Raw genomic sequence first — 26,853 nt, forward strand, 5'->3', positions numbered from 1 at the left:
CAGGCTTATGTAACCGCCTGATGTTACAGGCGAATATCAGCGCCTGATAAAAAGCAAATGAAGTAACACCAGGCTCAGCCAAAGCGGCTGAGTTTTGGCTTTAAAAAGGAAGGGCCCATGGCCAAAGTGGAAACAGTGTCGCAGATTTATCAGCGGGCACTTGAACGCAAAGGTGGTGAAGCGCAGCTGCAGTTATTATTGGGGCAACAGCCGCTCAGTACTGCAACACTGCTGCAATACCAGGACAGCGACTGGCTGGCCGCTTTTACCAAAAAAGTATTTCAAAGTGGTTTTGTCTGGCGGGTAGTCGAGCAAAAATGGCCGGGTTTTTGTGACGTTTTTTTTGATTTTTCCATCGAAAAAATGCTGCTGATGAGCGACGAAATGCTGGCGGCCAAAGCGCAGGACCCACGGATTATCCGAAACGGCAGTAAAGTGCTTACCATCAGACACAATGCGCTGATGATTAACGATTTAGCCCGCGAGCACGGCAGTTTTGCTGCGCTGGTCGCGCAGTGGCCAACAGACAATATTATTGGCCTGTGGCAGCTGTTAAAGCAGCGTGGTGCCAGGCTGGGTGGCAACACCGGCCCTTATGCGCTGCGCGCTATGGGCAAAGACACCTTTTTATTAAGCCAGGATGTGGAAGCTTATTTACGCGCTTATCAGGTGATTGATGGGGGTTTAACCAGCAAAAGCAATCTGCAAAAAATTCAGGCGCAGTTTAATCAGTGGCAACAAGAATCGGGTTTTAGCCTGACCACTTTAAGCCGCCTGGTGGCGCTCAGTAGCGGTGACAATTATCTGGGGCTCACTGGCGCCGGTGCTGCTGACATGGCGGACAACGCATGACAATACAGCCTGAACATCAGTTACTGGCAACAGAAAATCTGCCGGCAGAAATCCAAAATGCCGCCGCCGGTTTTGGCATCAGCCTGGCGACGTCTGTGACAGGCTGGCATTTAGTCTGGACCGGCGAAGCGCTGGTGCTGCGTAGCACCGAACTTGCCAAACAAGGTGACATTCTGGTGGATTTTGCCAGTGGCGCTGCCACTTACCGGCGCAAGTTTGGTGGTGGTAAAAGTGAAGCTATTGCCAAAGCTGTTGGCCTGAGTAAAAAAGCCGGTTTAACAGTGATAGACGCCACTGCCGGCCTTGGCCGCGACGCACTGGTGCTGGCAAGTTTGGGCGCTCAGGTGACTTTAGTGGAGCGTAACCCTTCGGTGGCGCTGTTGTTGTGGGACGGTTTACGCCGTGCCCGGCTCGACCCTGAAGTGTGCGACTGGTTGCCACCACGGATGCTGCTGGTATTTCAAAGTGCGGCCGAGGCGCTGCAAACTTTGCCAGCGCCCGATGTGGTGTATCTGGATCCGATGTTTCCGGCGCGGGAAAAATCTGCTGCGGTAAAAAAAGAAATGCGCGCTTTTCATGATGTGGTGGGCAGCGATCCCGACGCCGACCCTTTACTGGCTCTGGCTTTAAACCTGGCGCAGAAAAGAGTGGTGGTCAAAAGGCCGGGTTATGCTGAGTTTCTGGCCGGACAAAAACCCAGTATGAGTATTGAAGGTAAAAACAACAGATTTGATGTGTATGTAAAAGCGGCGCTGGATTAAAGCAGCGCGACGCTGATAACAGCAGATCACAGCGAAGCGTGGTTTTTGTGAATGCAGGCAGATGCAGGCACATGTAAATACGGCGCTTTGGGTTATAAACAACGATGATTTCAGCACGACTTATTCATCATTTCAGCACAATAGGAGCAACCCATGATTAAAGTGGGCGATAAATTACCGGAAGTCAGCTTCCAGCGACTAACCGACAATGGTGTGGTGACTTTAACCACCAAAGAAGTGTTCAGCGGCGAAACCGTGGTGTTATTTGCACTGCCGGGCGCCTTTACCCCAACCTGCAGCGCAGCGCATTTACCCGGTTTTATTGAGCTGGCCGAGCAGTTTTTTCAGGCCGGTGTAGACCGTATTATCTGCACTGCGGTGAACGATGCTTATGTGCTGGACGCCTGGGGCAAACAGCAAAACGCCGGTGACATTCTGTTTTTAGCCGATGGTGCCGGCCGTTTTGCCACCGCCTGTGGTTTGGCAACCGACAGCGGCGACTTCGGCGGCCTGCGTTCATTGCGCTACGCCATGATAGTGGAAGACGGTGTGGTGCAGCTGTTAAACGTCGACGCGCCCAAGACCTTTGAGCTGACCAAGGCGGAAGTGCTGCTGGAGGCAGTGAAGCAGCGCTCTGCCTCTTAATTGCCAGCCTGCTTTGAGCGGGTGGCTTTTGGCCTTTTGGTTTTCATCTGAAAATTAAGGCGTACTTGTTATAGGCGGTGCGCCTTTTTTGTTTTTGGTGTTTTGGCACTCTGCAATTTGGGGCGTAGTCGCAGCGGGCAGTACGTCGGATGGCGTCTTGTATTGCACATTCAAGACGGTCTGGTTGATGCCTGAAGTATTTTGTTTTCAGCTTGCAGCTGATGGTGCTATTGAAGCGGAGACTCGCCTCCGCGGGCGAGTCACTTTTTGTATCGACAAAAAGTGACGCAAAAAACGACCCCGAGATCGCTCGAAAGCCTGTTGTTTTGACTCGCTTTTGAGGCGCCGCCAAAACTCGACGGCTGCTAGCGTCAGCCGTCTCAAACAGTTGTCGGCTTAAAACCTCAAAACCGGCCAAAACAACTGCTCGCTAAACGGGGAGGGAAAGCACTGGCTGGGAGATGAGTATTGTTCTAACTAGCTAGCTGCACTTTACGGCTCGTTTTGTAATTTATTTGTTGCAAATTAACTGTGCGGGTTTATCCACGCTTTCACACTCACAAAAAAACGCTGCAGTTATAACCACTTGTCGTCAATCATATTTCTGTGTAGTTTTGAAGCATATTGGAACGAAATAAGGGATAAACCACGATTTAAAGCGTGGTTTATCCCGTTGATTAAGTTGTTATAAGCCAAGGAAGACATGAGCCATTGTCGCCACTGTGAAGAAGTCAACCAAAGCTTTCGCATCGAAAATCCAGGGGATTTATCGAAAGCAATAAGGGTTGTTTCTGACAACCTCGAAGACGGAACAATTATTCAAGATGTTCCTGAGATGGGTGGTTTTACTTCAGTTCAATTTCGAGATTTAGCTAAGGGCGAACTTTGGGATGATATTGTTGAGTACAACTTCATATGCCCAGAGTGCAAGCAGAAATATTGTCTTCGAGCAGAAACCTATCATGGTAGTGGTGGAAGCTGGTCTCCAAGGTCGAGCTAATGGCTTATAACAAGTTGCTCAAGTACACTCCGGCCGCAAAAAAGCGCGGCCTCCGCGGGACAACCTACACTACGTTTCGGTTGCCCCTTAGCAAAGCGTTAGGTGATCGCAGATGTTTTCTCCGTATTTTCTAACTGATGAAAATTTGGGTTTGTACCCTGAAGTCGATGTACGAACAGATGCAAGTGGTGTTGTTATAAAGCTAGCATTCCACTCGCAGGTAATAGAAGTGCTCTTCCGCCATGTGATTGCATTCTATTGTGTTGAAGAAAGTAATTACGAGTTGTCGCCGCTACCGGGTATGTCTAGTGAAGTTGACTTTGTATCGCTGGGAAAGGGGGCAAAAGAATCTCCAATTTGGAAGTCTTCAGCCAATTACAGGCGCAGTTTTTATGCTCATCTTGATTCATATCTTGCAGATGCATCATTAGAATCATATTTAATTTTTGGTGCCGATTACGTGGTTTTGGTTGAGTCAATCGGTTTGGTAGATGTTAAGGTGGCAACTTAAGCACCTAACTATCCGCGTCATTCGGGGCCTGCGGCCCCTACGACGCTCACAAGTTCGCGCGCATGCGGGGCGTTAGCCAGCAAGAACAAGGAACGTCGTGCAATATTTTAATAGCCCCAGATACTTACCGTTTTTGCTGTTGATGAGTCTCAGTATGTGGTGCTATTTGGCTTTAATTGGTGCTTTGGGTGACTCACGAGCAACTGATCATAGCCTTACATCAGACGAAATGTATTGGTGGGAAATAGTATGGCTTTACATCACTGTGGGGAGCTTATTTTATATTGTGGTTTGCTCAGTCGTTCATTGCTTCAAGAATTTAAGCATGTTTGTTGCTCTAATAATTCTATTCGTCTGGCCTACAGCTTACCTATATGCGCTTTATCATCTGTACAAGATTTCAATAGGGTCTAAATATGGCTAACAAACGCCAGCACAACGCGTCTGTGGCCGCTTTACTCGCAACAAGTTGCTCGCCCGTGTGGCGGGCGTTATGTATAGGAGCATTAATTGAAAAATCTAATGGAACTTTATAAAGGATTTTTGTGGGGGGTAGGTTTTTCTCTTGCGGCTGGGCTTATATTTTCAGTGCTAGTATCCAGGTTTGCTGCATCTATAGAATATGGTTACAAAAATCGCTTGCAGGAATTATCTTCAAAACAATTGACGTTGCTCGCAGATTCTTTAGGTTTGGAAATAGTCAAAACCTCAATTGAATCTAAAAAAATTATTTTTGCTACAAAGCATATAAATTTGAATGATTCTTCTTTTATCCATACTACGTACAACATTTCATTGAGCCTTTTTAACAAATCCGGAGAGTTTATTTCAAAGTGTGAGTCTGAGTTCCCTGATGAAAAATCAACTGAGAAAGACATTTATACAGTGATTGAATGCCCAATAATATTTGGGGAGGCTAATGAATTTGATCATGCAAAAATTGCGATCACACGACAACAAAGGACATAACAAATAAAGCTTAATAGGGGGCAGGTTTTGTGTTTTACCCTCATGCTAATTAGTTTATTTTTGCAGTCAGGTGCGCTGAAGTTTAGATTCTGAGGCTATGAGAGCTAAACAAAACGCAAGATCTGCCCCTGATCACTGCAGAGGCTATTAGAGCTAGGCAAAACACAAGACCTGACACTGATCGCTATTAAATTGCTCAGGAGTGGTATGGAAAACCTCGGTATTGTGCAGTTCTGGACTTTTCTCAGCGGTGTCATTGTCATTATTCTGCTGCCAGGGCCCAATAGTTTGTTTGTGCTCAAAACCAGCATCAGCCGGGGGGCTCAGGCGGCCTGGCAAGCAGTTGCTGCTGTGCTGATTGGTGATGCGGTGCTGATTTTATTGGCTTATCTGGGCGTGGCTTCGTTGTTACTGGCATCCCCTGAACTGTTTCGCTGGGTGCGGTATTTAGGTGCTGCTTATTTGTTGTATCTGGGCGTGCAGATTTTATTAAGCCTGCGCCAGCATAAGAGCAGCACCGCAGCAAAAAGCACGCAAACGAGAACGCAAGGCATTGCAGAAGGAACAGCAGAAGGCAGTACAGAAGACCATGCAGCAGGCAGCATAGAAGAAAGCGCAGAAGTGCGCAGCACAAAAAAGACCGGTTCGGTGTTTCGTAAGTCTTTGCTTTTGAGCCTGACCAACCCCAAAGCCATTTTGTTTTACCTGTCGTTTTTTATTCAGTTTATCGACTACAGCTATCAGCCGGCCTGGTTGCCTTATCTGATGCTGGCGCTGGTATTGGAGCTGGTTAGCCTCTGTTATCTGACTGTGCTGATTTATGCCGGCCGGGCTATTGCCGGATTTTTTGGTCATCAACCCAAAGTGGCGATGGCGGGTAATCTGCTGCTTGGGCTGTTATTCAACGCTTTTGCCGTCCGGCTGGTATGGGCCTGATGTAAGGGCTGTATCGGTGTCGTTTTTTGCATGCGTCACTCGCCGCTCTGAAATAACCCAGGCTGCCTTTTGGGTGCTTTTGTGCCTATCCCAAATTTTCCACCACTGGTCACGGCTGGTGCTGGCGTTTTCGTGTTGTTGATTAGTCTGGCTTACAACAGCTTCAAAAGAGCAAGGAAGCATCATGCAAAAATTTATGGGGTTATTATCAGGCTTGGCTTGTGTGCTGTTTTTGGGCTTCTGTTGTGGTGCTGCAGCGCAGCCTGCGGATGCCCGGGTTCTCGATGCTGAAGAACTTAAAGCCAAAGTTGTGGCCATCACCGACGCACAAAATAAAGTGATGCTGAAAGGTTCCAGCCAGGCTGATGTGGATGCGCTTTTTGCTATGTATCACGCCGACTTTGTGTATCAGCACCAGGTGTATGGCGGTGAATATTCCAGAGAAAAACTGTACGCCAATACGCTTAGGCTGCAGGCGATGGGCAAATACAACCTGACGGCGCCACGTTATCAGATCCAAGCACAAATACCGGGTTATAACGCCGTGGCGGTACAGCGGATGGAAATGCAGCAGGGTGCGGTACACCATCATTTAGCAGTGTTTGAATTTCGGGGTGATAAAGTCAGCCGCATCATCGAGTATTGGCAATAAACAGCGAATACAAGCAGCCATAACAAAGGCAGATGCAAACGGCCTGGCGGAACAAAAAAGTGCAGTATCAGTTTTCTTGTTGTGACCAGCTTTTGCCTACAGCAGATACATACCTGATTTTTTAACCTTTTTTATCACCTGGCTCACGCCCTTTTGTGCAGCGGTTTTGCAGTCCGCTGCTTTTTTCTTTAGAACTTCGTTAATTGTTGCCCGACAAAGCAGCCTCTAGCCAATCCAGATAAAACCAGCTGCTGCTAAATATGGTGTAGTTGCCGCTGCGGGTGGCATGCCAGGCATCGGCGCTGTGATTGTTCAATACAGCTACATCATCAGTTTGTGTGCAGCTTTGGCCAAAGCTTGCCACGCCAAGATGGTAATAGTTGCCCTGATAAAACCCCAATAATGGTGCGCCGCTGTCAGCAACACAGTTGTTGTTATCGCCGCGGGCAAAACCAAGGCACAGCATTGAGGGCAGTACCGCGCCCTGATAAGCCGTTGGCCCGTTGCAGTTTATGTGAGCCTGCAGCGGCAAACTTTGTTGCAATAACTGCTCAGCCGCTTCACCTCTGGCATTCAAGGCGCCCCAGCTGGCGCTTTTCAGGTAAACACCGGGGTAAACCAGTTGCGCCATCACCCGGGCGTTTGGCAGTTGCAGTGGCCGAAACTGCGCTGGGGCAGCGCCTGCAAGTTGCAACAAGGCAATGTCGTGTTGATGGCTGTGGTATTGATAAAGTGGATGACGCAGAATTTTTTGAATGCTGATAAGGCTGTGCTCTGACATGATCTGCTCACTGCCCAGCCGCACCTGTGCACCCGCCTGGTGATGTGCCACACAACGGGCTGAGGTGAGTACCCAGTCGGGTTTTATCAGCGCGCCACTGCAATAATGGCCACCTCCCAGCTGCACCGACACCATAAAACTAAATTCCTCTGCCGCTACCTCTGTGCCTGTTGCTATCAGCGGCAACGGATAAAGCTGAGCCAGGTTTTGTGCCGGCGCTTCAGGCTCAGGCTCAGAGGCCGCCAAAGCAGGGCCTGGAGAAGCCATAAACAGCGTGGCGACAAAAACAGCTATTGTCGCTGCAATCTGAAGTGTGATGGCTGGCCGCATCTTTGCCGCTCCGCTTTGCTAACAGACTGAAGTTGCATGGGGTTTTGTTAGCCTTACAGCGGTTTCGCTCTGGCGCCAGCGCAGATGGATGATGTCAGAAAAATATCAATAAATTGTCAGCGTCAGGTTTTTTAGTGTGGCATTTGCAACATATTTGTATGCATAAAACAGCGACAAGAATAAAAAACCAGCAATCAAATCAATTCGATAGCGAATTTGCCATCTGCCAGCTTGCCTTTGTGTCATAAACGCCAATACTTGGCATGAGCCGGCTCACAACAGAGGCCGGGGGAGAAAATTTTTCAAGTCTGGATGAGGTTGTTATGAAGAAAACTGTAACTGTAGTGGCGCTTGCGGTAACTATGCTGGCTTTTAGCGCACCTTCGGCGCTGGCGAATGATCAGTGGGCGACTTCTATATGTGAATATACCAAGGCGGATGATAAAAACCGCATCCGTAAGCTGTTAAGCGATAACAAACTGAACGTACGTAAAATTTATGACAGCGTGCAGTGCAATAACGAATCTCTGATTAAATTTGCCATGCGCAGTGACGCTTATGAAGTGGGTTCCTTTTTTGTCAAACAGATGCCGGCTAAAGCGCTGGTGGCAGAAGATTTAGAGGCCTGGGCCGGTGCTAATGGTTTGGCTTCTTCATCATTAATTAACGATATTAAAGCCCGGATTGGTCAGGATTAATCACTGTCCAAACAGGGGAAAAACAAAGGGCGGTTAAGACCGCCCTTTTTGCTGTTTGTCAGTCAGCTATTTGCTCAGTTGGCTGTTTATTACAGCTGAAAAAAGCCGCTTAATAACCTGCCGCCTGCCCATCTTTACGCGACTCTGACGCACCATAATACACGCCGGTTTTTGGGTCTTTCATAATTGCCTGATAACCACCATAACCGCCAAAACCATAACGGATGTCGTGGCCTTTTTGCTGCAGTTGCTGAATGGTCTGATAAGGCACGCCACGCTCTACTTCAGTGTAACCGCCGTTTTCCAGATACATCTGGCTGCCATCTGTAGGTTCAGTATTGCCAAGGTGCTGCCAACGGGCGGCGTCGCCGGCTTCCTGCAGGTTCATACCGTAATCAATCATATTCACCACAATCTGCACATGGCCCTGAGGCTGCATAGCGCCGCCCATCACACCAAAGCTGACATAAGGTTTGCCATCTTTCGTAATAAAAGCCGGAATAATGGTGTTAAAAGCACGTTTACCAGGCGCAAAAGCGTTGGCGTGTTTAGGGTCCAGCGAAAACATCTGGCCACGGTCCTGGAAACCAAAACCTAAACCAGGCACCACCACACCAGAACCCATACCACGGTAATTTGACTGGATCAGCGACACCATATTGCCGTCTTTATCGGCTGTGGTCATATAAATGGTATCGCCTTCATACAGGTTGGGGTTACCTGCGTCCACCCGCTGCGCCGCTTTGTCGGTTATCAGCTTGGCGCGCTCCTTGCCATAAGCTTCAGAAATCAGGCCTTTGACCGGCACCTTGTGAAAATCCTGATCGGCATAAAATTTCGCCCTGTCTTCAAAGGCCAGTTTTTTTGCTTCAATTAAGGTGTGCAGGCTTTCTGCGCTGTTATAACCCATGGATTTTAAATCGAAATTTTTTAAAATTTGCAGCATCTGCAAAGCGGCAATACCCTGACCATTAGGTGGAATTTCCCAGACATCAAAACCGCGGTAATTGACGGATACCGGCTCTACCCATTCAGATTTATGCGAGGCTAAATCTTCATAACGCAGATAACCGCCTTCTTTTTTCATAAAAGCGTCAATTTTCCGGGCGATTTCACCCTGATAAAAAGCGTCGCGGCCATCTTTGGCCAGAATTTTTAAGGTATTGGCAAGGCCTGGGTTTTTAAAAATATCGCCTTTTTTTGGTGCTTCGCCATTAATGGTAAAAGTGCCTTTAAAATCACCGGGTTGCGGCGACAATCTCGGCACCGATGCCCCCCAGTAATAGGCAATCAATTCAGACACCGGAAAACCCTGCTCGGCGTATTGAATGGCAGGAGCCAGAATTTTATCCATTGGCAATTTGCCAAATTTGCCATGTAGGCTAAACCAGCCATCCACAGCACCAGGCACGCTAATGGGCAACATGCCATAAGGAGGAATATCGGTGCGGCCGAGTTTTTTTACTTCAGCCTGCATTTTTTCCAGCGTCATGCCTTTGGGTGAACGGCCTGAACCATTGAGGCCAAACAGCTTTTTGTCTTTGGCCGACCAGACAATGGCGTATAAGTCACCGCCGATGCCGTTACCTGTGGGTTCCATTAAACCCAAAGCAGCGTTGGCGGCAATAGCGGCGTCTATGGCGTTGCCCCCTTGTTTCATAATATCCAGCGCAATCTGAGTGGCCAGCGGCTGACTGGTGGCGGCCATGGCATGGGGGGCTATCACTTCAGAGCGACTGGCAAAATCATGGCCTGTAACCCTGTCATAGCTATATGCCGGACTGATGGCGAGGCTCAATACCGAAATCACAAAAACAGGTTTTAACAACACAACAGGTTTCGAAAACATGACGGGCTCCGCTGATTTTTTGAGCCTAGAGCTTACTTTAGTGATCGCTAAATTCCATCAACAAACGACCAACGCACCAGTTCCGCCGATGGCCGGTGCGCTACGCCCAAGCGCTGTATCTGGTTTTCATGGCATGATAATTTTTTAAATAGCAAAGCGCGCAGGAGTTGCAATGGCCGTTGTTCAACCGCACCAGATCACACCTCATCCCTTTTGTTTGCCACAGAAAAAAACCGGTTTTGGCCTGAGCCTGCTGGCACTGGCTCTTGCTGGTTGCAGCAGCACCATGGCGCTGGATCCGGTGATTGGCGACACCGGCCAGCCGTTATCACAACTGGCGCAAAAAGCCGACGTTAAAAGATATGCCCTTGATTTAGAGATATTTCCTGACGAGCAAAAAATTGCAGGTGTGGGTGAAACTGAATTTGTATTGGTTGCGCCAAGCGACAAAGTGGAGCTCAAACTCGACAGCCGTTTTGACATCAGCAAGATTGAGGTGAACGGTAAAACAGCGCAATACCAACGTCAGGGTGGGGTACTGACTATTGCGCTTGGTGCAGAGCAGCCCTCAGGCGCCACAGCCAAAGTGGCGGTGTATTACAGCGGCAAACCTCATGTGGCAAAAAATGCACCCTGGGCCGGTGGTTCGGTCTGGAGCAAAACCGCCAAAGGCGAGCATTTTATTGCCACCGCAGTGCAGGGCGAAGGTTGTGATTTATTCTGGCCCTGTAAAGATCATTTCAGCGACAAAGCCGACCGCATGCAGATAAAGCTGACAGTGCCTAAAGGCTTAAGCGCAGTGACCAATGGCGTACTACAAAAAATCGACGAGTTACCCGGCAATAAACAGCGTTTTGACTGGTTATTATCGGTGCCGGCCAGCGATTACAATATTGCGCTGAATATTGGTCCTTACAGCCGTATTTCTGAGACTTATCAAAGCATTAACGGCGCTACTGTGCCTATTGAATTCTGGGCGCTGAGCGACAATGCCGATAAAGCCAAAACATTGATAAAAGATGATGTGCGTGCGCAGCTGGCTTTTTATGAACGCCGGTTGGGGCCCTATCCCTGGGGTGACCAAAAAATGGGGGTGGTGGAAACGCCGCATCTGGGGATGGAACATCAAACCGTCAACGCTTATGGCAAAGGGTATAAACGCGACGAATATGGTTTTGACTGGCTGTTGCACCATGAACTGGCGCACGAATGGTTTGGCAACCTGATGACCCACGAAAAGCTGAACGACGCCTGGTTACACGAAGGTTTTGGTCTTTATATGCAGCCCGCTTACGCGCTGGAAAAACTCGGTAGCGCTGCGTATTCCTATCAAATGTATAAGTCTTATTTAGGTTTATTAAACTGCGAGCCTGTGGTGCGAAGCGGCGTGGTGACCTCAGATCAGGCTTTTAACCCGGATATTTATGGCAAAGGCGGTTGGGTGCTGCATAGCCTGCGCAATCTGATTGGTGAAGAGGCGTTCTGGCAGGCCACCCGCGAGCTGCTGTATGGCACAGCAGATACGGCAAAGTTGCAGTACCCGATAAAACCACGTTATCGCAATACCAAAGAATTTATCAGCATAGTCAACCGCATCACAGGTCAGGATTATCAGTGGTTATTTGATGTGTATTTATATGAAGCGGCTTTGCCTGAGCTGAAACAGCAACAAAATGGCGATGCCGTGACTTTTAGCTGGTTAAGCCCCAATAAAAAACCTTTCCCTATGCCGGTTGAAATTAGCATTAATGGCCAAACGCAGCTGCTGGATTTTAGCAAAGGTGCTGTGACTGTTGCGCTTAAAAGCACAGATCAGCTGTTGATTGACCCGCAGATGAAAGTGCTACGCCAACTGCCGCTGATTGGTTTATGTGAAGAAAACCGCGCCAAAGTTAAAAATAAAAGGGCGGAATAACAGCTGTTTTAGCAGCTGACCTAAATCAGCCAGTCACAGCTCGTTCAGATAAAGCGCTGCCTTTGCGGCGCTTTATTGCTTATTTTCCTCCGCTAAAAAGCAGTTTTCCGCTGCTGTTCGTTTTTGCCTGCCCGGCACAGCGCCCGCTTTGTAATCTGAGTTCCAGACAACTGAAACACAGACAAATGGGGCTTTAACATGAATAACAACAATCAAAACAGTAGTTTTAAAACAACTCATCTGCAAACCGCCATCAATCTGGTGCTGGGTTTTGCTGTGGTGGCGCTTGGAGTGCAAACCCAAATTCTGCAAAAAGACACAACCTCTGTGCGAGAGCTGAATGTTGAGCGGCTGAATGTCATGGAGCCAACAGGGCATCCGCGGCTGGTGCTGGCCAATACCGCCCATGCGCCCAAAGCCATTAAACAAGGCAAAGTGGTGTTTGACCCGGGTCAGCGCCCCGGCATGATTTTTTATAACGACGAAGGCACTGAAAATGGCGGGCTGATTTTCCGTGGTAAAAAAGTCGGCGACAAAATTGAGCATGGCCTGCATTTGTCGTTTGACCGTTATAACCAGGATCAGGTGGTGGCGCTGCAGCATATTGAGCAGGATGGCATGCTGATCGCAGGTTTAAATATTGTCGATCGGCCGCAACTGGATTTTGATCTTTATATGCAGCTGGCGCTGGCGGCAGAACAAGGCGATAAGGCCGCTATTGCCAGGCTCGAAACGCTGGATGTCAATAAAGACGGCTCCATTCATGGTGCGCGCCGCGCTTTTTATGGCACCCTTAATAACAAAGCCATGTTGCAACTCAATGATCCATCAGGTAAAAAACGGATTGAAATGGCAGTGAATGCCAAAGGCGAACCTCAGCTGGTGTTTTATGATGCCAAAGGCCAAGAGATGTTACGTTTACCTGAGCAGAAGGAACTGAAACCATGACCATGGCCGCATCTGTACCCGCACAGCCGGCAGCCCCGTTCTGGCTGCGGCTTGGCAAACCTGTGGTAGGTATGCTGCTGTTTGCCCATTTGTTCTGGTTATATGTGGCGCTGTTGCAAACAGCGCCCGGTGAAGCGCTGCATTATTATTTTGACGCACCAATCTGGCTGACGCTGCAGGGGCTGCTGGCGCTGGCACTGACCCGCTGGTTGCAGCGGCGTTTGCCAAAAAGGGCAAACAAAAGTGTGCACTATCTGCAAACTTTATTGCTGGGCACACTGCTGTTTGTTGTGCTGATGACCCTGCTGCAACAAGGCATAGAGCAGTTACAGGGTTATCCTTTTTCCGCAACTTTGCTTTTGAAAAACATGCTGATGTACGCGCTGTTGCAGTTATTGGTTGGCGGTTTTGTGTTGTTACTCGAGGCGCTGAAAGAGCAGCGCCAGCAGGCGGAAATGTTGCTGATGGCCGAAAAAAATGCGGCTGAGCAGCAACTGCAGCTGTTACAACAACAAATGGATCCGCATTTTTTATTCAATAACCTCAATGTGTTGTCGGCGCTTATTCATAAAAACCCCGATGAAGCTGAAGATTTTTTAGCAAAATTTACTGCTATTTACCGTTATCAGTTGCAGCAGCAGGCCACGCCGCTGGTGACGCTGGCACAGGAGCTGGCTTTTGCGAAGGATTATCTCTTGCTGTTAAATCAGCGTTTTGCCAACAGTTATTTGCTGGAGATTGAGCTTGCAGGTTTTAGTCCTGAACAACAGCTGGTATTGGCGGGGGCTCTGCAGCTGGCACTGGAGAATGTGGTGAAACACAACGAAGCAAGCCCGCAGCAGCCGCTGCACATTCAGATCCGCACCGAAGGCGACTGGTTAACTGTCCGCAACACATTAAGGCCAAAGTTATACGCACCTGAATCCACTGGCCTTGGGCTGAAAAACTTACAACAACGTGCCCTGGTGTTATTTAAACGGGATATTCAGGTGACACAACAACAAGGTGAGTTTTGTCTGGCCTTACCGCTGAGTGCTTTATAAACAAAGACACAAAGACACAAGGGCACTGGTAAAACACAGTATAAAGCACTGATAAGGTGACGGTTTTGCAACAAGAATTGCTGAAAGTATTGCTGATAGAAGACGAACCTCTTGCTGCCGAAAAGCTGGCCGGTTTTATTCAAAGGTACCAGCCAGCGGCTGAAATAGTGGCGGTATTAACCTCAGTGGCCGAAGTGCTGGCCTTTTTTGAGCAGGACGAGCTGCCGCTGTTACAGCTGATTTTTGCCGATATTGAACTTAGAGACGGCGCGGTATTTAAAGCTTTGGCGCAGCTCGATTTGCCTTGCCCTGTTATTTTTACCACTTCTTATGATCAGTATGGCGTGCAGGCATTTTCGCATCAGGCTGTAGGTTATTTACTGAAACCTTTTACTTATAAAGTGTTTAGCGACACCATGGAAAAACTGACGCAGCTAAAAAACAAGCTGCTGGCGCAGGCACAGATGCCAGCAGCGTCTGCGGCAATAACACTGGCAGCAGCACAGGCTTTACCAACCACACCACCGCAGCCTGGTTATCGTCAGCGGTTTTTATTAAAGCAGGGCCAGGGGCTGAAGTTACTGGAAGCGGCCAATATCAGTTGTATCCGCGCTGTCAAAGGCATTTTGCTGGCGCAGGATGAAAAGGGCCAAAGCCTGATGCTCAGTGAAAACAACGTGCAGCAGCTGGCCGAAAGCCTAGATCCAAGCCGGTTTTTTCAGCTTAATCGCAGTGACATTATCCAGATTAACTTTATTGAGCGGCTGGAGCCTTATGGCAAAGAAAATCTGGCGGTGTATCTGCGCGGCCAGACCGAGCCTTTAATAAGCAGCAAAACCCGCACAGCATTACTTCGTAAGTGGCTGAATAGCTAGACAAAAAGCCCGCCAGTTGCAGGCAGGAAAGCTTTTACTGGCCACAAACCCGAATTGGCGTATAATGCGCGCCGTGAGTTGGCCAAGACAATCGCTGCCTGCGCAAGCAGGGGGAGGAAAGTCCGGGCTCCACAGGGCAGGGTGCCAGGTAACGCCTGGGGGGCGTGAGCCTACGACCAGTGCAACAGAGAGCAAACCGCCGATGGCCCGCAAGGGATCAGGTAAGGGTGAAAGGGTGCGGTAAGAGCGCACCGCGCGACTGGTAACAGTTCGTGGCACGGTAAACTCCACCCGGAGCAAGACCAAATAGGCCCCCTTTGGCGCGGCCCGCGTTGGGGGCGGGTAGGTTGCTTGAGGCGTGCGGTGACGTACGTCCTAGAGGAATGATTGTCGCTCTGGCAACAGAGAACAGAACCCGGCTTAACGGCTGGCTCACATCTCATTTAGCAGGCAGCAGGTCAATGATCTGCTGCCTGGATTTAATAAAAAAACCGGCATCTTTGGATGCCGGTTTTTTTATGCCCTGAAAGCTGTGATGGTTCTGAACTGGCAGGAACAGCTTGTTGTCTGAACCTGCCGATTTTGGCGTTAAAACAGTGTCTTGCTTTGTTATGTATGGCTTTGTTGTGCTTTGCCTTGCAGGCGGTACTGCCTGCGATAACACCAGATTGCGGCCAGGCTCAGCACACTCAAGCCCATACTGCCACCACCGCCGCCACCGTCGTTGCTGTTTGCTCCGCCACCGGAAGAACCATCGCCGGATTTTTTATCTGAAACCGTCGGGTTGGTGCCAGCCTGAAATTCCTGCAACGCGCTAAAACCATCCTGATCTTTATCCGATGTGGCATCAGCAGCATCCAGCGGGTTTAAGTTGTATTGCACTTCATAACCGTCAGGCATGCCGTCGCCGTCAGTGTCGGCCAGAGTTGGGTTGGTTTTATATTTAAATTCATGAAGGTTGCTCAGGCTGTCCAGATCCAAATCTGTGTTGGCATCCGCTATATCCAGAGGGTTTAAGTTGTACTTCACTTCATAACCATCGCCCATGCCATCCTTGTCAGTGTCGGCAGATTTTGGGTTGGTGCGCAGTTTAAACTCGTCCAGGTTGCTCAGGCTGTCCTGATCCAAATCTGTGTTGGCATCCGCGATATCCAACGGGTTTAAGCTGTACTTCACTTCAAAACCATCGGTCATAGTGTCGCCGTCGGTATCAGCTTTGGCGGGCTGCGTTTTGTGAATAAACTCTTGCAGATTGCTCAGTTCATCCTGATCCGGATCCAGCTGTGCATCGCTACTGTCCAGAGGGTTCAGCCCGTGTTGATGCTCAAATCCATCATGGATGCCATCCTGGTCTGAGTCTGCCCGATCCGGGAATGTTGTGAGTGTTAATTCCTGTAAATTGGTTAATCCGTCATTATCCAGATCACTATCTCGATCATCTTTATATAAATCAAGTCGGTAGCGCAGCTCGTCGATGTCATCCATGCCATCATTGTCGTCATCATTATCCTGAAAATCTGCAGTGCCATCCTGGTCGTGATCAAGTGCGAGTGCGGTTTCGGACTTGGGACCTACAATGGCTGCGTTGTGAAACACCGATTCCAGGCTATTGCCATTTTTGTGTGTTGCTATGTATCTGACCGATGCCAGAGCGGCGTTGTCCGGCAGTTCAAATTCACCACGATAAACCGGTAATGTGTTTGTATCTGGTGTGGTGAGCTGCATGCCCAGTGGTCGCCATCTGCCGTGATAATAAATCTCGGCACTGACTGCTTCGACGTTATCGCTAGCCAATTCAAAAAAACCTTTGCCCTGGCTGATTTGTTGTGTGGGTTGCTGGTTAGCTCCTATCCGCACCTGATGTATAGATAAATCGTTATAGCGGTTGGCGGCAAAGGTTGTCAGGCGACTAAATGAAGGGGTGGGCTGATTCAGCAGCGCAGTGGTGTATTTGAGTTCAACATCATAGCGTGTGCAGTTCTTGTCAAAAGTAAAGGATGCTGCTGTGGACAGTTTTATTTCACCAGCGTTTTGGTCGCAGCGAAGCAGCGCCGAGTACTCAGCCGGATATTGGGGTGTAGACTCATGTTTGATGCGGTTGCCATAAATATCCCAATACTGGCCAGCTCGAACCTCAAAGCTGGCAGGATTGACATGAGCCCAATAACGTACCCAATGTGGCATCAGGGTCAGAGTTTGCTGTCCTGCCGGATTATTGGTGTAGTTTTTAAGTTCCTGCACAGATGAGCCGTATTGGCTGTATAAAGAAACTTGAGATGCCCCTTTTTCGCCATAAAAACGCCAGTTATCACTATAAACAGAATTCATAAAATCGTTGGCCGTTATGGAAATAGAAAATTGACCTACGCCATAATCAGGCTTAAACGATGGTGCTGTGCCATAAATGCTTACTTTTGCTGGATTATTTGCTGCAATTTCAGCAATCCGATAGCCAAAACCTACAGTGCCGTGCCTGTCTTCAGGAAGAAGATCATCGCTTTTTAAACCACGCAAAATGCCGTAACTGAAGGCAATATATTGGGTAAAGTCGGCTGCTGCTATTTGCGTCACCAGGCGGTTTTGTGTGGTGGCGTCTAACTGGATTTCTGTATTGTTATTTATTTCGCTAAAACGTTGTGTCCAGCTGTAAATCTGAACGTCGTCAGCTGCAGCTCGTTTGTCTTGCCAAAAAGCGGTCATGGCGAGTTGGAATTTATCTGGAATGGCTGAAATAAACAGGGATTGTGTTCCAATCAGCGTTGGTCCGGGCGCATTGCCCCAGCTCGACTGACCAAGCACACCATACATCTTCAGGAAATATACCGGTTTGGATTGATGCCGGATTTCCAGCGAATGTAAGCCCCCCTTCAAAGCGTCGGGCGGAACAGCATGACCTTCCCGGTCTTTCACCGATGTCAGATTAATTTGATGGCTGGCCAGCGCTGGATCAATCAGCAGTGTTTGTGGTTGGTTAATCAGTTGCGGTTCCTGCAGCACAATACGGGTTTCGTCGCCGATCAAAAATCTGGCAATCACATCATAACTACCGGCGACCATACGAAGCACAGTATTGCCCCAGGCGCTGTTGTTATAAACTTTTTTACCTTTTTCGTTATAGATCTGCAGCTGCTCAATAAAATACGGGCTGCTGATTTTGACCTGATGGTAAGCCAAAAAAGCCATTGGCAAACGATAAGTTCTTTGTTCACTGCGGATACTGAGTGACAGATCCTCAAGCACAGTGTTATTGGCAGGTTGTTGATAAATTGTGGTGTTTACACTCAGCTGCAACTGAATTTCCAGACGGGCACCACCGGCAATAGTGACAGTGCCTGACGGGGTCATGGTTAAACTGACCCCTGCAGGTAACTCAGGTTGTTCCAGTGTGACTGTGGTGCTGCTGGCCGAGGTATTTTGTACAACCAATGTTTTTTGCTGTTGCCACAAGGATTGGCTGGCATCGAGTTTGCCAAAAGAAATGGATTGTGGACTCAGGATCAGGCTGGCGCTGGCTGCAGCCAATACATCTAAACGTCCACTGCCTTGTAGCAGGATACTTTGTTGTAAATCTTTGCTGTTATTAACCAGCAGCGATTTAATTGTATCCGGTGTGCGGTTGTAATCCTGTTGTTTTAATAAAGCTGCCGCGCCTGCTACATGAGGAGCGGCCATGGATGTACCGCTTTTCTCCTCAAACAAACCATTAGGCACGGTTGAATTGATATAGCTGCCGGGAGCTGCTAAATCAGGTTTCAGGACCAGGTCGCGATCCCCTGGCCCTCTGGAGCTAAAATCGGCGATATTGTCTGCAAAATCACTGGCAGCTACCGTAATTGCCAGTTCGGCGTTACCCGGAGTGCCCAATGCATCATAGGCTTCACCATCGTTGCCGGCGGCAACTACCACGACGATGCCGGCCTTACTTGCATTATTGGCGGCAATAGTTAAAGGGTCGTCCGAGCTGCCTGGCCCACCTAAACTTAAGTTCACTATATCCAGCGCATCTTTGGTCAGTGGGTTTTGGTCCGGATCGGCCGAACGTTCTAACGCCTGAATCACAAAGCTGGTTGGGCAATAATAGTTACAAACCTGATATGCATATAAAGTGGCTTCCGGTGCCACCCCTTTTACAGTGCCATTACCGGCAATAATACCGGCCACATGAGTGCCATGGCCGTCGGTGTCGACGGGGTCAGCGTCGTTATTGTAAAAATCATAACCACCGGCTACTTTGCAGTCCTCACCAAAACAACCGCCTAAATCCGGGTGGTTGTAGTCGATACCGGTATCCAAAACACCTACTCTGACACCTTTGCCGGAAAGTGTGCTGCCGTTGTTATCTTTCAGTGCCCAGGCTTTGTCAGCCTGGATCAGTGGAATAGACCTGTTGCGGTATAACTTCAGTTCACGGTCGGCATGTACTTTTTTAACCTGGGGCAAAGCGGCAATCCGGGCAATGTCAGCCGGATTGGCCGACACTATCATGCTATTGAGCAGCAGGCTGGTGCTGGCATGCACGTCGCTTATCAGCTGGTCCTGCAACAGTTGTTGTGACAGTTGTTGTTGTTCTGCTTTGACCTGATTTTCTGCCTGCAGCAATAAAGGCGCTGCTATTTGCCGGATGCCGGATAAATTGTTGTGTTGTAAGCGGGGTAATACGGCGTTGCCTTGCAATTCAATAATATATTTTTCTGTGCCATTGGCAGCAGTGCGGGTCAATTCAGGTTGAATACTGCCATCTGGTTTTTGGATGAGCCGGTAGCTGTGGTGATTGGCGCCGGTGATATCTGCTGAGTCTGGCAGCTCGCTGCCATGGGCTGATGTGATAGCCAGCATGACACTGAACGATAAATAACGAATGAACACCTGATGCTCCTTGCGTGGGTGGATGGTGCTGCTGTGGTGCTTGGGGTAAGCCAAAAAGAGTCGATGCTAACTGACGAGGCCAATTTGGTAAATCAGTTAAGTAACAAAATTTTTACTCAATACTTGCTTTTGTCCGGCAAGTACCCATTCAGAGCTTGTTATTGATTAAAAGCTGTGTGGCAGGGCGCACCAGCCGCCGTTTTTATGGCCTTGTTATGGACTTGTTTAAACGCCGATTTTTTGCACAAAAGCCTTGGCCTGGTGCAATATTTTCCACAATGCAGATGTACCTTTGTTGCAGACTGTGCTGTTATTAGGGCTCATCTTATGGTGATTTTTGGTTTGCCCAGCCTGAGGCATAAAATCTATGTTACTGAAAGCTCACTTATTTTTGCTGATGTTTTGTTCTGGAATCTGCAGCGCTGCTGAGCTTTCTATGGTCTGGCTGGCCGACAACGATCTGCAGGCCAGCAACACACATAAAAAGCTGGCGGTGGATGTCAATGGCTCGACCTTGCAGGTGCTGCGTCAGGGCTTGCCCGAGCTTGCAGTGAAAACCCTGGTGGTGAATACCCCCAGAGCCATGGCGTTGTTAAAGTCGGAGCCCAATGCCTGCGCCGGCAATAAAATTTTATCTGCTGACAGGTTGCAGCACGCAGTGGCCAGTCAGTTACCTCAGGTGGTTTTTCCGGGGTTCAGGCTTTTTGCCTTAAAAGATTCTGCCACAGCCGGCCTGCTGACTGAGCTGAAAAACGCCGAAGGTAAAGTGAGTGTGTCAGAGCTGCTTGAGCAAAATCACAGCGCGCGTTTTGCCGTCGTAGGTGGACGTAAATACGGTGCGGCTTTGGATGCACTGATGCGCGATCCCAGATATCGGCAGCGTTTTTGGCAACGCCATGCCAGCGATCTGGCCGGCGGTGTCATCCAGATGTTGCAAAGTGGCCGGGTTGAACTGTTGATTGAATATCCGAATGTGGTGCAGCACAACTTACTGAATCAACCCAAAAAGCAACATGGCACAGCAGAACTGTTCAGCCTGCCGCTGGCCGAGTCGCCGGAAGTGTTATTGGGCCATATCTTATGTGCCAAAACGCCACAGGGACAACAACTGCTGGCGTTACTGGAGCAGCAACTGGCGCTGGCAAGCCAGACCGAAGCTTATTTACAGGCGCATTTACAATGGTTTGATCCATCTTCCCATGCTGAAGTCAGGCGGCTTTATAACCAGGTATATGGCACCCATTTTTAAGCGGCGCCGACTGTTGATTTGGCGATTTTTCCCGCCGTTACTCTCTGCGTAAAAATGACCTCTTTACGATAAAACGCCAGGCGCGGACGACCAATTACCGCTCGTCACAATTGGTTGCAATTTATCTTCCGCTTGTCCCAACCTTTACTGGGAATTCAACGACAACTGCATATACTCCGGCCATTCGCTTTCTGGAACCACTTAGTGATGAACCTGACCCGTGCCAGTTGTAAAAACCCGGCCGCCACTGTCGTGGTGGTTATTCTGATCCTGTTATTTGGTTTGCTGGCCATGGCAAAACTGCCGGTGCAGTTGCTGCCTGATTTAGACAGACCACAAATATTTATTAACAATGGCTGGCGGGCAGCAGCACCGCAGGAAATGGAAGCCACCATTATTGAGCCGCAGGAAAACACCTTACGTAATGTGCCTGGTGTGGTGGAAATCCAGAGTAATGTTGGCCCTGGTTTTGGCTCTATTGCCCTCACCTTTGAAGTGGGGCAGGACATGCAGCGCGCTATGCTGGATGTGATCAACGCGCTGAATCAGGCGCCGCCAAGACCCAGAGAAGCGGCCGAGCCGGTGATCAACGTAGGCAGTGGCCGCGGTAATGTGGCTTCTATTCTGATCAAACAAATGGCACCCGATGCGCCGGATGACTTCAGCCCTTATTTAAAACTGATCCGCGATAACGTTGGCCCCAGATTGCGGGCTATTTCCGGTGTATCCAATGTAGAGCTGGCGTCTGACTTGCCCAAAGAGCTGCATATCACTTTTGACCCTTACAAAATGGCCGCCCTTGGCATCAGCATTGAACAGATTCAGCAAAGTATTAACCGCAGCAGCAATGTGTCCGGTGGTTTTGCTGAAGTAGGGCGTCGCCAGTACACAGTGCGTTTTGAAGGCCAGTTTGATGCACAAAGTTATGGCCGGATGATTATTTCCTACAACCAGGGCCGGCCTGTGTATCTGGCAGAAATTGCCCAGGTGGAAGTGGGTTACCCTGAAGTGCCGGGTTTTACCAAAAGAAATGGTTTACCTGCTTATTATCTGACGCTGGAACGTGGCGAAAACTCCAACACTGTGGCCATTCTGGATGAAGTGAATAAGGCCATTACCGAGCTAAACCGCGATGTGCTCGCCGCCAAAGGGCTGGAAATGGAGCTCAGTTTTGACGCATCAGTGCATATCCGCCGCGCTATTGCGCTGGTGAACTCGAATTTATGGCTGGGGGTGGCGCTGAGTTTACTGATCCTGTTTGCGTTTTTACGCGGGGTTAAAGCCACCCTGCTGATTGGCCTGAGCATACCGATTTGTTTGCTGGTGGCTTTTATGATGTTGCAGGCTTTTGGCCGCAGTTTAAATGTGGTGTCGCTGGCCGGTCTGGCCTTTGCCGTTGGCATGGTGCTGGATGCATCCATCATAGTGCAGGAAAACATAGTGCGGTTGCAGCAGCAAGGCATGGCATTGCTGCAGGCGATTAAAAAAGGCACGGCTCAGGTTAAAGGAGCGTTATTTGCCTCCACTGTCACTACAGTGGCCATTTTCCTGCCGGTGCTTTTTATGCAAGGGGTGGAAGGTCAGTTGTTTTATGATTTGGCGCTGACGCTGGCGGTGGCAGTGTCCGCTTCGATGCTGGTGGCGCTGACGGTGATCCCGGTGGCCTCTATGTTGTGGTTTAAACGGCTGGATGCCAAACCAGATCCGTTATTGCCGCTATGGCAATGGCTCAGTGACAAAGTGATTTTATGCACTGGCTCTTTCAAAAAAGCACTGGGCTGGACCTTGCTGCTGGTGCCGGGCAGTTTATTGCTGATTTATCTGCTGCTGCCCAAAGCCGACTTTTTACCTCAGGCCAATTCAGACGGTATTTTTACCGGTTTTAGCCTGCCACCCGGTGGCAATATCAAAGTGTTGGAGCAGGAAATTGGCCAGCTGTTGGTGCAAAGGTTAAAACCTTATTATCAGGACAAAAAATATCCGGCCATTAAAGGCTATAACATGTCGATGTTTCCGGCTTTTAACGTGTTGTTTATCTACCCGGAAGACCCCCGTGCTGTTGACGATATGCTCACTTTATTGCGCACCGAAATTTTAAAAGACTTGCCCGACACTACCTCTTTTAGCTTCCGGGCTTCCTTGCTGAACTTTGGTTTTAATTCGGGTCGTGAGTTGTATCTTGATTTTCAGGGCCCTGACAGCGAATTGCTGATGCAACAAGCGGCCGCTGCTATGGCGCTGGTGCAGGACAAAATTCCGGGTGCCAATGTGCAGGCACAACCTGGTCTGGCGCAAAATCAGCCGGAACTGAAAATTTTGCCCGATGAAATGAATATTGCCAAAGCCGGTGTCGACCGTTTTACCGTGGCCAATGCGGTGCGTGCCATGACAGACGGTGTGTATGTTGGCGAGCAGTTTGACGGCAACGAACGGATGGATATTATTCTGCGCGCTATTCCCTGGACCACACCCGAGCAACTGCAGGCGATGCCGCTTTACACCAGTCAGGCCGGGGTGCAAACCATAGGTCAGCTCACCAGTTTGCAACGTACAGTGGGGCCAACCAATTTGCTTCGGGTAAACGGCCTTCGTACTGTCAGTTTACAAATCAGCCCGCCGGCCGACATGGCGCTGTCTGATGTGATGGCCACTTTGCAGCAGGACATAGTGCTGCCGCTGCGCCAGCAGCTGGGTGATGACTTAACCATTGGCTTTCGGGGTAGTGCCGACAGGCTGCAGGCTGCGATCAGCACTATGGCGCTGAACTTTACTATTGCGGTGTTTATCCTGTTTTTGCTGATGGCGGCCTTGTTTAAATCCGTCAAAGCCAGTTTGCTGGTGGTGCTGACCATGCCGATGTCGTTATTAGGTGGCGTGGTTGCATTAAAACTGTTGAATTTGGTTACCTTTCAGGCGCTGGATTTACTGACGATGATAGGTTTTATCATTCTGCTGGGGTTAGTGGTCAACAACGCTATTTTGCTGGTGGAACAATACCGCGACAGCCAGGCCAGTGGCTTCACCCCGGCCCAGGCCATTCGTGAGGCGGTGCAAGTGCGGGCCAGACCTATTTATATGAGCACCCTGACCAGTATTTTTGGCATGTTGCCACTGATGCTGGTGCCAGGTGTTGGCAGTGAAATTTACCGGGGGCTTGCCACTGTGATAGTGGGCGGCATGACCTTTAGTGCCATCTTTACCTTAATTCTGATGCCTGCGCTGCTGTATTTAAGCAGCTGGCAGCGCAGCAGCACCCCAGTTACTGCAACAGGAGCGATGCAACATGTTTGTGAATAACCGGACCTTGTCCAACAGCAAAGCGCGGCCACAAGGTTTAAGCCGCAACTGGCATATCAGGCTCTTTGGCATGTTATTGCTGGCCGGTGGTTTTGCCGGTTCACTGCAGGCCAATGAAACAGCGGCAAAAGTGGTCAGTGTGGCGCCGGTGCAAAGCCAGATGATCAGCCCGCAAATGATGGTGTCGGGTCAGGTGTACAGCCGTTATCAGTCGAACTTAAGTGCCGGCGTGGATGGCCGGCTGGAATGGATAGCCGAAGCAGGGCAACAGGTGGCGCAAGGGGATGTGCTGGCCAAGCTGGACCCCACGCCTTTAACTCTGCGCAAAAACGAGCTGCAGGCACAGCTGAAAAGATCACAAATTAATGCGGCCAGGCTGGATAAAGAGCTGGCGCGGTTAACAACACTGGTGGCCAAACAGCTGATTTCGCAAACTCAGTTGGATCAAGTGCAGGCAGACCGTGATTTGGCGCTGGCCGATGTGGAGCTCAACCGTGCTTCGCTGGCGCAGGTGCAGGATCAACTAAACCGGGCAGTGGTGACAGCACCTTTTGCCGGTGTGGTTAGTCAGCGTCATCATCAAAAAGGTGAAGAAGTCAGTCGCAGCGAAACTTTATTGCAACTGGTGAGCCTGACCGATCTGGAAGTGCGGGTCTTTGCCCCTTTAGCTTATGCCGCTTTTATTCAGCCGGGCCAGCAATTACAGGTGTATCAGCAGCAAGGGCAAACGCAGTTGCAGTTAAGTTCAGTGATCCCGGTGTCTGACGTACGTTCCCAAACTTTTGAAGCCAGACTGGCGGTAACTGCGGCCGATGCCAACAACTTTTCGGTGGGCCAGCTGGTCAGCGTGGCCTTGCCAACCGCCAGTGCCAGCTTAAGCACTGTGGTGCATCGTGATGCTTTGGTGCTGGGTAAACAACAACATGCGGTATTTTTGGTGCAAGAAACCAAAGAAGGTGGCCCACAGGTCAAACGGCTGACGGTGGAGCTGGGTCAGGGCCAGGGCGAATGGTTACAGGTCAAGGCTGCAGTGAAACCCGGTGACCAGCTGGTGGTGCGTGGTGCCGACACCCTCAAAGATGGTGACAAAGTGCGGGTACTCAGTGAAGCCGAATTTGCGCTGGCAAAAAGCAAAACCCCGACTGACACTGTGGCTTTGTAAAAAAGCCACAGTCATTATTTATTAAAGATTCTGAGGCTGTTCAAGGTTCGGTGTTGTGATGGCGGTGCCTATGGCATCAGGTTCTGATGCAAATGAACTAAAAGCCAGTTGCAGCGCTGAGCTGGCCTGTACACAGCAGCTTAAGATCTCATGCTCCGCCACGCTAAACTCCGGCGCCAGCACGGTTTTGCACTGACCCGACTTTAAGGTCAGCCGGCATTGGCCGCAGGAGCCACCGCGACAGTCATAAGGCACAGCGATGCCAGAACCAAGCAGGGCGTCTAACACTGAAGGGTAACCCGCACTCTGGGCGCTTCGACCTTCCAATTCAATGAGATGATTTTCTGTGCTTTGTGCTGCTTTAAAAAGCTCGTAATAACAATGTTTTACACCAGAAGCCTGCAGTTGCTGCGAAAGTTCGCTGACCATTTTTGCATTGGCACAAAGATAAAATTCTGCATTTGCCGCCGTATGTGCCAGCAATAAAGGTGCATCAATGCGGCCCCGCCGTCCTTGCCAATCTGCGCTGGCCTGGCTTAACACAGGTATAAAATCCAGGCCGGGCAAGCGGCGCAGCATAGGCCACAAGGCTAAATCTGCTTCGGTTCTGGCCTGCAACCACAATTGCACAGCCCGTCGTTGGCGCAGCAGCTGCCATAACATCGCCAGTAGTGGCGTAATGCCAATACCACCTGCCACCAGCACCACAGGGCGTTGTGCTTGTGGCCAGAGCCTGGCTTTGAGCCTGCTCAACAAGGATTGGTGCAAGATAAAGTGCCCTTTGGGAGCACTACATAGCAGACGATCGCCAACCCTAAGATCTGACCACAAGGCCCGGCTTAACCGCCCGTCCGGTTCTGCTTTCACCGCCAACTGATAATAACGCCGCTGACTGCAGTCGCTTGTGATTGAATAAGCCCGGCTGACTTTATTGCCTTTTAGATCTGGGGCTTGCAGCAACAAATGCTGGCCGGCTTTGGCTTTGGGCAACAGTTTTCCTTGAGGGTGGCGCAACCAGATTTTGACAATCTTGCCCTGACGCCGCAGCCGGTATACCTGTAACTGCTGGCGGTATTGTGCCTGTTGTTGCCGTTGGCGGCGAAGCCAGGAGTGCAGCAGACTGTAACTTAAATAACAGCTTAATAAGACAATACACAGATATAACGGCAGTTGGGCAGGCATAAGGATCCCCAGAAAAATACCGGGTTATTTTATCTGATAGCGGCAATATTGCAATTGAGAATTGTTATCATCTTTTGGTGTGAGTGCTTACTCACTCTGTACGCTCTGATTTGATTGGTTTTTAGCGTCTGGTTTTGGATTAATGCGCTTTGCGCTCACCGCATTTTTAGATAATCACAACATGCATTCATCACAGAGCTCAGCTGATCCCAGAGATTGACAACAACACTCTTTGTGTTGAGTTACCACTGTGTAGTTCTGCAGTTGCCAGGGATGTGGATCTTCGCAGCGGACAACTGCGGGATCTGCGGTTTTGTCTAAACACAATACTG

20 protein-coding genes and 1 other RNA gene are annotated in these 26,853 nt (G+C 49.6%); 17 read left to right on the forward strand and 4 right to left on the reverse strand.

The genetic code is table 11. The features are described 5' to 3' along the window. The first annotated feature begins 117 nt into the window (after positions 1 to 117). The 8 genes from N3Z11_RS02180 to N3Z11_RS02215 all read left to right on the forward strand — a co-directional run bounded on the left by N3Z11_RS02180 (position 118) and on the right by N3Z11_RS02215 (position 6,326). Positions 118 to 852, forward strand: a complete 735-nt coding sequence (locus tag N3Z11_RS02180) for a DNA-3-methyladenine glycosylase I (protein WP_260655501.1) — start codon at positions 118 to 120, stop codon at positions 850 to 852. Beyond that, a complete protein-coding gene (locus tag N3Z11_RS02185) occupies positions 849 to 1,613 on the forward strand; it encodes a class I SAM-dependent methyltransferase (protein ID WP_260655502.1) in 765 nt (254 codons plus the stop codon). Before N3Z11_RS02180 ends, N3Z11_RS02185 begins: the two co-directional genes overlap by 4 nt. A 153-nt stretch (positions 1,614 to 1,766) precedes the next feature. Next, the gene (locus tag N3Z11_RS02190) at positions 1,767 to 2,258 is read left to right on the forward strand and encodes a peroxiredoxin (protein WP_260655503.1); all 492 of its coding nucleotides are present in this window, start codon (positions 1,767 to 1,769) and stop codon (positions 2,256 to 2,258) included. A gap of 703 nt (positions 2,259 to 2,961) precedes the next feature. Then, entirely contained in the window at positions 2,962 to 3,258 is a 297-nt protein-coding gene (locus tag N3Z11_RS02195) for a hypothetical protein (RefSeq protein ID WP_260655504.1), read from the forward strand. A gap of 112 nt (positions 3,259 to 3,370) precedes the next feature. Continuing rightward, complete coding sequence (locus tag N3Z11_RS02200; RefSeq protein ID WP_260655505.1) at positions 3,371 to 3,769, forward strand: hypothetical protein; 399 nt, start codon at positions 3,371 to 3,373, stop codon at positions 3,767 to 3,769. A 510-nt stretch (positions 3,770 to 4,279) separates the two neighbouring features. Continuing rightward, entirely contained in the window at positions 4,280 to 4,738 is a 459-nt protein-coding gene (locus N3Z11_RS02205) for a hypothetical protein (protein ID WP_260655506.1), read from the forward strand. Between the two features lie 207 nt (positions 4,739 to 4,945). Next, on the forward strand, positions 4,946 to 5,674 hold the full coding sequence (gene leuE / locus N3Z11_RS02210) for a leucine efflux protein LeuE (RefSeq protein WP_260655507.1): 729 nt from the start codon (positions 4,946 to 4,948) through the stop codon (positions 5,672 to 5,674). A 184-nt stretch (positions 5,675 to 5,858) separates the two neighbouring features. Next, positions 5,859 to 6,326: a hypothetical protein gene (locus N3Z11_RS02215; RefSeq protein ID WP_260655508.1), complete on the forward strand. Its 468-nt coding sequence runs from the start codon at positions 5,859 to 5,861 to the stop codon at positions 6,324 to 6,326. A 199-nt stretch (positions 6,327 to 6,525) separates the two neighbouring features. Here the strand turns inward: N3Z11_RS02215 and N3Z11_RS02220 are convergent, their stop codons facing one another. Next, positions 6,526 to 7,437 (reverse strand): S1 family peptidase, encoded by a 912-nt coding sequence (locus N3Z11_RS02220; protein ID WP_260655509.1) that lies wholly within the window; start codon positions 7,435 to 7,437, stop codon positions 6,526 to 6,528. Positions 7,438 to 7,760: 323 nt separating this feature from the next. On the opposite strand from N3Z11_RS02220, the gene N3Z11_RS02225 reads away from it, so the two are divergent. Continuing rightward, complete coding sequence (locus N3Z11_RS02225; RefSeq protein WP_260655510.1) at positions 7,761 to 8,135, forward strand: DUF3718 domain-containing protein; 375 nt, start codon at positions 7,761 to 7,763, stop codon at positions 8,133 to 8,135. Positions 8,136 to 8,244: 109 nt separating this feature from the next. On the opposite strand, the gene ggt is transcribed toward N3Z11_RS02225, so the two are convergent. Further along, the gene (gene ggt / locus N3Z11_RS02230; protein WP_260655511.1) at positions 8,245 to 9,984 is read right to left on the reverse strand and encodes a gamma-glutamyltransferase; all 1,740 of its coding nucleotides are present in this window, start codon (positions 9,982 to 9,984) and stop codon (positions 8,245 to 8,247) included. A gap of 172 nt (positions 9,985 to 10,156) precedes the next feature. Between ggt and N3Z11_RS02235 the strand changes: the two genes are divergently transcribed. The 5 genes from N3Z11_RS02235 to rnpB all read left to right on the forward strand — a co-directional run bounded on the left by N3Z11_RS02235 (position 10,157) and on the right by rnpB (position 15,204). After that, entirely contained in the window at positions 10,157 to 11,899 is a 1,743-nt protein-coding gene (locus N3Z11_RS02235) for a M1 family metallopeptidase (protein WP_260655512.1), read from the forward strand. A gap of 198 nt (positions 11,900 to 12,097) precedes the next feature. After that, the gene (locus N3Z11_RS02240) at positions 12,098 to 12,847 is read left to right on the forward strand and encodes a hypothetical protein (RefSeq protein ID WP_260655513.1); all 750 of its coding nucleotides are present in this window, start codon (positions 12,098 to 12,100) and stop codon (positions 12,845 to 12,847) included. Next, positions 12,844 to 13,890: a sensor histidine kinase gene (locus N3Z11_RS02245; RefSeq protein ID WP_260655514.1), complete on the forward strand. Its 1,047-nt coding sequence runs from the start codon at positions 12,844 to 12,846 to the stop codon at positions 13,888 to 13,890. Before N3Z11_RS02240 ends, N3Z11_RS02245 begins: the two co-directional genes overlap by 4 nt. Before the next feature lie 65 nt (positions 13,891 to 13,955). Continuing rightward, positions 13,956 to 14,765 (forward strand): LytR/AlgR family response regulator transcription factor, encoded by an 810-nt coding sequence (locus N3Z11_RS02250; protein ID WP_260655515.1) that lies wholly within the window; start codon positions 13,956 to 13,958, stop codon positions 14,763 to 14,765. Positions 14,766 to 14,839: 74 nt separating this feature from the next. Further along, positions 14,840 to 15,204, forward strand: an RNA gene (gene rnpB, locus N3Z11_RS02255) — RNase P RNA component class A. Positions 15,205 to 15,374: 170 nt separating this feature from the next. Here the strand turns inward: rnpB and N3Z11_RS02260 are convergent. After that, on the reverse strand, positions 15,375 to 19,631 hold the full coding sequence (locus N3Z11_RS02260) for a S8 family serine peptidase (RefSeq protein WP_260655516.1): 4,257 nt from the start codon (positions 19,629 to 19,631) through the stop codon (positions 15,375 to 15,377). A gap of 436 nt (positions 19,632 to 20,067) precedes the next feature. On the opposite strand from N3Z11_RS02260, the gene N3Z11_RS02265 reads away from it, so the two are divergent. The 3 genes from N3Z11_RS02265 (at position 20,068) to N3Z11_RS02275 (ending at position 25,339) form a co-directional block, all read left to right on the forward strand. Then, positions 20,068 to 20,880, forward strand: coding sequence for a hypothetical protein (locus tag N3Z11_RS02265; RefSeq protein ID WP_260655517.1), 813 nt, complete (start codon positions 20,068 to 20,070; stop codon positions 20,878 to 20,880). A 207-nt stretch (positions 20,881 to 21,087) separates the two neighbouring features. Beyond that, a complete protein-coding gene (locus tag N3Z11_RS02270; protein ID WP_260655518.1) occupies positions 21,088 to 24,177 on the forward strand; it encodes an efflux RND transporter permease subunit in 3,090 nt (1,029 codons plus the stop codon). Further along, a complete protein-coding gene (locus tag N3Z11_RS02275) occupies positions 24,164 to 25,339 on the forward strand; it encodes an efflux RND transporter periplasmic adaptor subunit (protein ID WP_260655519.1) in 1,176 nt (391 codons plus the stop codon). The genes N3Z11_RS02270 and N3Z11_RS02275 overlap by 14 nt, the downstream gene beginning before the upstream one ends. A 21-nt stretch (positions 25,340 to 25,360) precedes the next feature. Here N3Z11_RS02275 and N3Z11_RS02280 read toward each other — a convergent pair whose 3' ends face one another. Next, positions 25,361 to 26,521 carry a flavin reductase family protein gene (locus N3Z11_RS02280; protein WP_260655520.1) on the reverse strand — a complete coding sequence of 387 codons (1,161 nt, stop codon included), beginning with the start codon at positions 26,519 to 26,521 and terminating at the stop codon, positions 25,361 to 25,363. Between the last annotated feature and the right edge of the window lie 332 nt (positions 26,522 to 26,853).

This window comes from Rheinheimera sp. 4Y26, assembly GCF_025245835.1.
GTDB lineage: Bacteria > Pseudomonadota > Gammaproteobacteria > Enterobacterales > Alteromonadaceae > Pararheinheimera.

Coding starts and splice junctions, on each gene's coding strand:
- N3Z11_RS02220 (WP_260655509.1), bottom strand. CDS start 7,437: ATGCGGCCAGCCATCACACTTCAGATTGCAGCGACAATAGCTGTTTTT.
- N3Z11_RS02195 (WP_260655504.1), top strand. CDS start 2,962: ATGAGCCATTGTCGCCACTGTGAAGAAGTCAACCAAAGCTTTCGCATC.
- N3Z11_RS02200 (WP_260655505.1), top strand. CDS start 3,371: ATGTTTTCTCCGTATTTTCTAACTGATGAAAATTTGGGTTTGTACCCT.
- leuE (WP_260655507.1), top strand. CDS start 4,946: ATGGAAAACCTCGGTATTGTGCAGTTCTGGACTTTTCTCAGCGGTGTC.
- N3Z11_RS02265 (WP_260655517.1), top strand. CDS start 20,068: ATGGTCTGGCTGGCCGACAACGATCTGCAGGCCAGCAACACACATAAA.
- N3Z11_RS02275 (WP_260655519.1), top strand. CDS start 24,164: ATGTTTGTGAATAACCGGACCTTGTCCAACAGCAAAGCGCGGCCACAA.
- N3Z11_RS02185 (WP_260655502.1), top strand. CDS start 849: ATGACAATACAGCCTGAACATCAGTTACTGGCAACAGAAAATCTGCCG.
- N3Z11_RS02240 (WP_260655513.1), top strand. CDS start 12,098: ATGAATAACAACAATCAAAACAGTAGTTTTAAAACAACTCATCTGCAA.
- N3Z11_RS02235 (WP_260655512.1), top strand. CDS start 10,157: ATGGCCGTTGTTCAACCGCACCAGATCACACCTCATCCCTTTTGTTTG.
- N3Z11_RS02280 (WP_260655520.1), bottom strand. CDS start 26,521: ATGCCTGCCCAACTGCCGTTATATCTGTGTATTGTCTTATTAAGCTGT.
- ggt (WP_260655511.1), bottom strand. CDS start 9,984: ATGTTTTCGAAACCTGTTGTGTTGTTAAAACCTGTTTTTGTGATTTCG.
- N3Z11_RS02215 (WP_260655508.1), top strand. CDS start 5,859: ATGCAAAAATTTATGGGGTTATTATCAGGCTTGGCTTGTGTGCTGTTT.
- N3Z11_RS02225 (WP_260655510.1), top strand. CDS start 7,761: ATGAAGAAAACTGTAACTGTAGTGGCGCTTGCGGTAACTATGCTGGCT.
- N3Z11_RS02180 (WP_260655501.1), top strand. CDS start 118: ATGGCCAAAGTGGAAACAGTGTCGCAGATTTATCAGCGGGCACTTGAA.
- N3Z11_RS02245 (WP_260655514.1), top strand. CDS start 12,844: ATGACCATGGCCGCATCTGTACCCGCACAGCCGGCAGCCCCGTTCTGG.
- N3Z11_RS02190 (WP_260655503.1), top strand. CDS start 1,767: ATGATTAAAGTGGGCGATAAATTACCGGAAGTCAGCTTCCAGCGACTA.
- N3Z11_RS02270 (WP_260655518.1), top strand. CDS start 21,088: ATGAACCTGACCCGTGCCAGTTGTAAAAACCCGGCCGCCACTGTCGTG.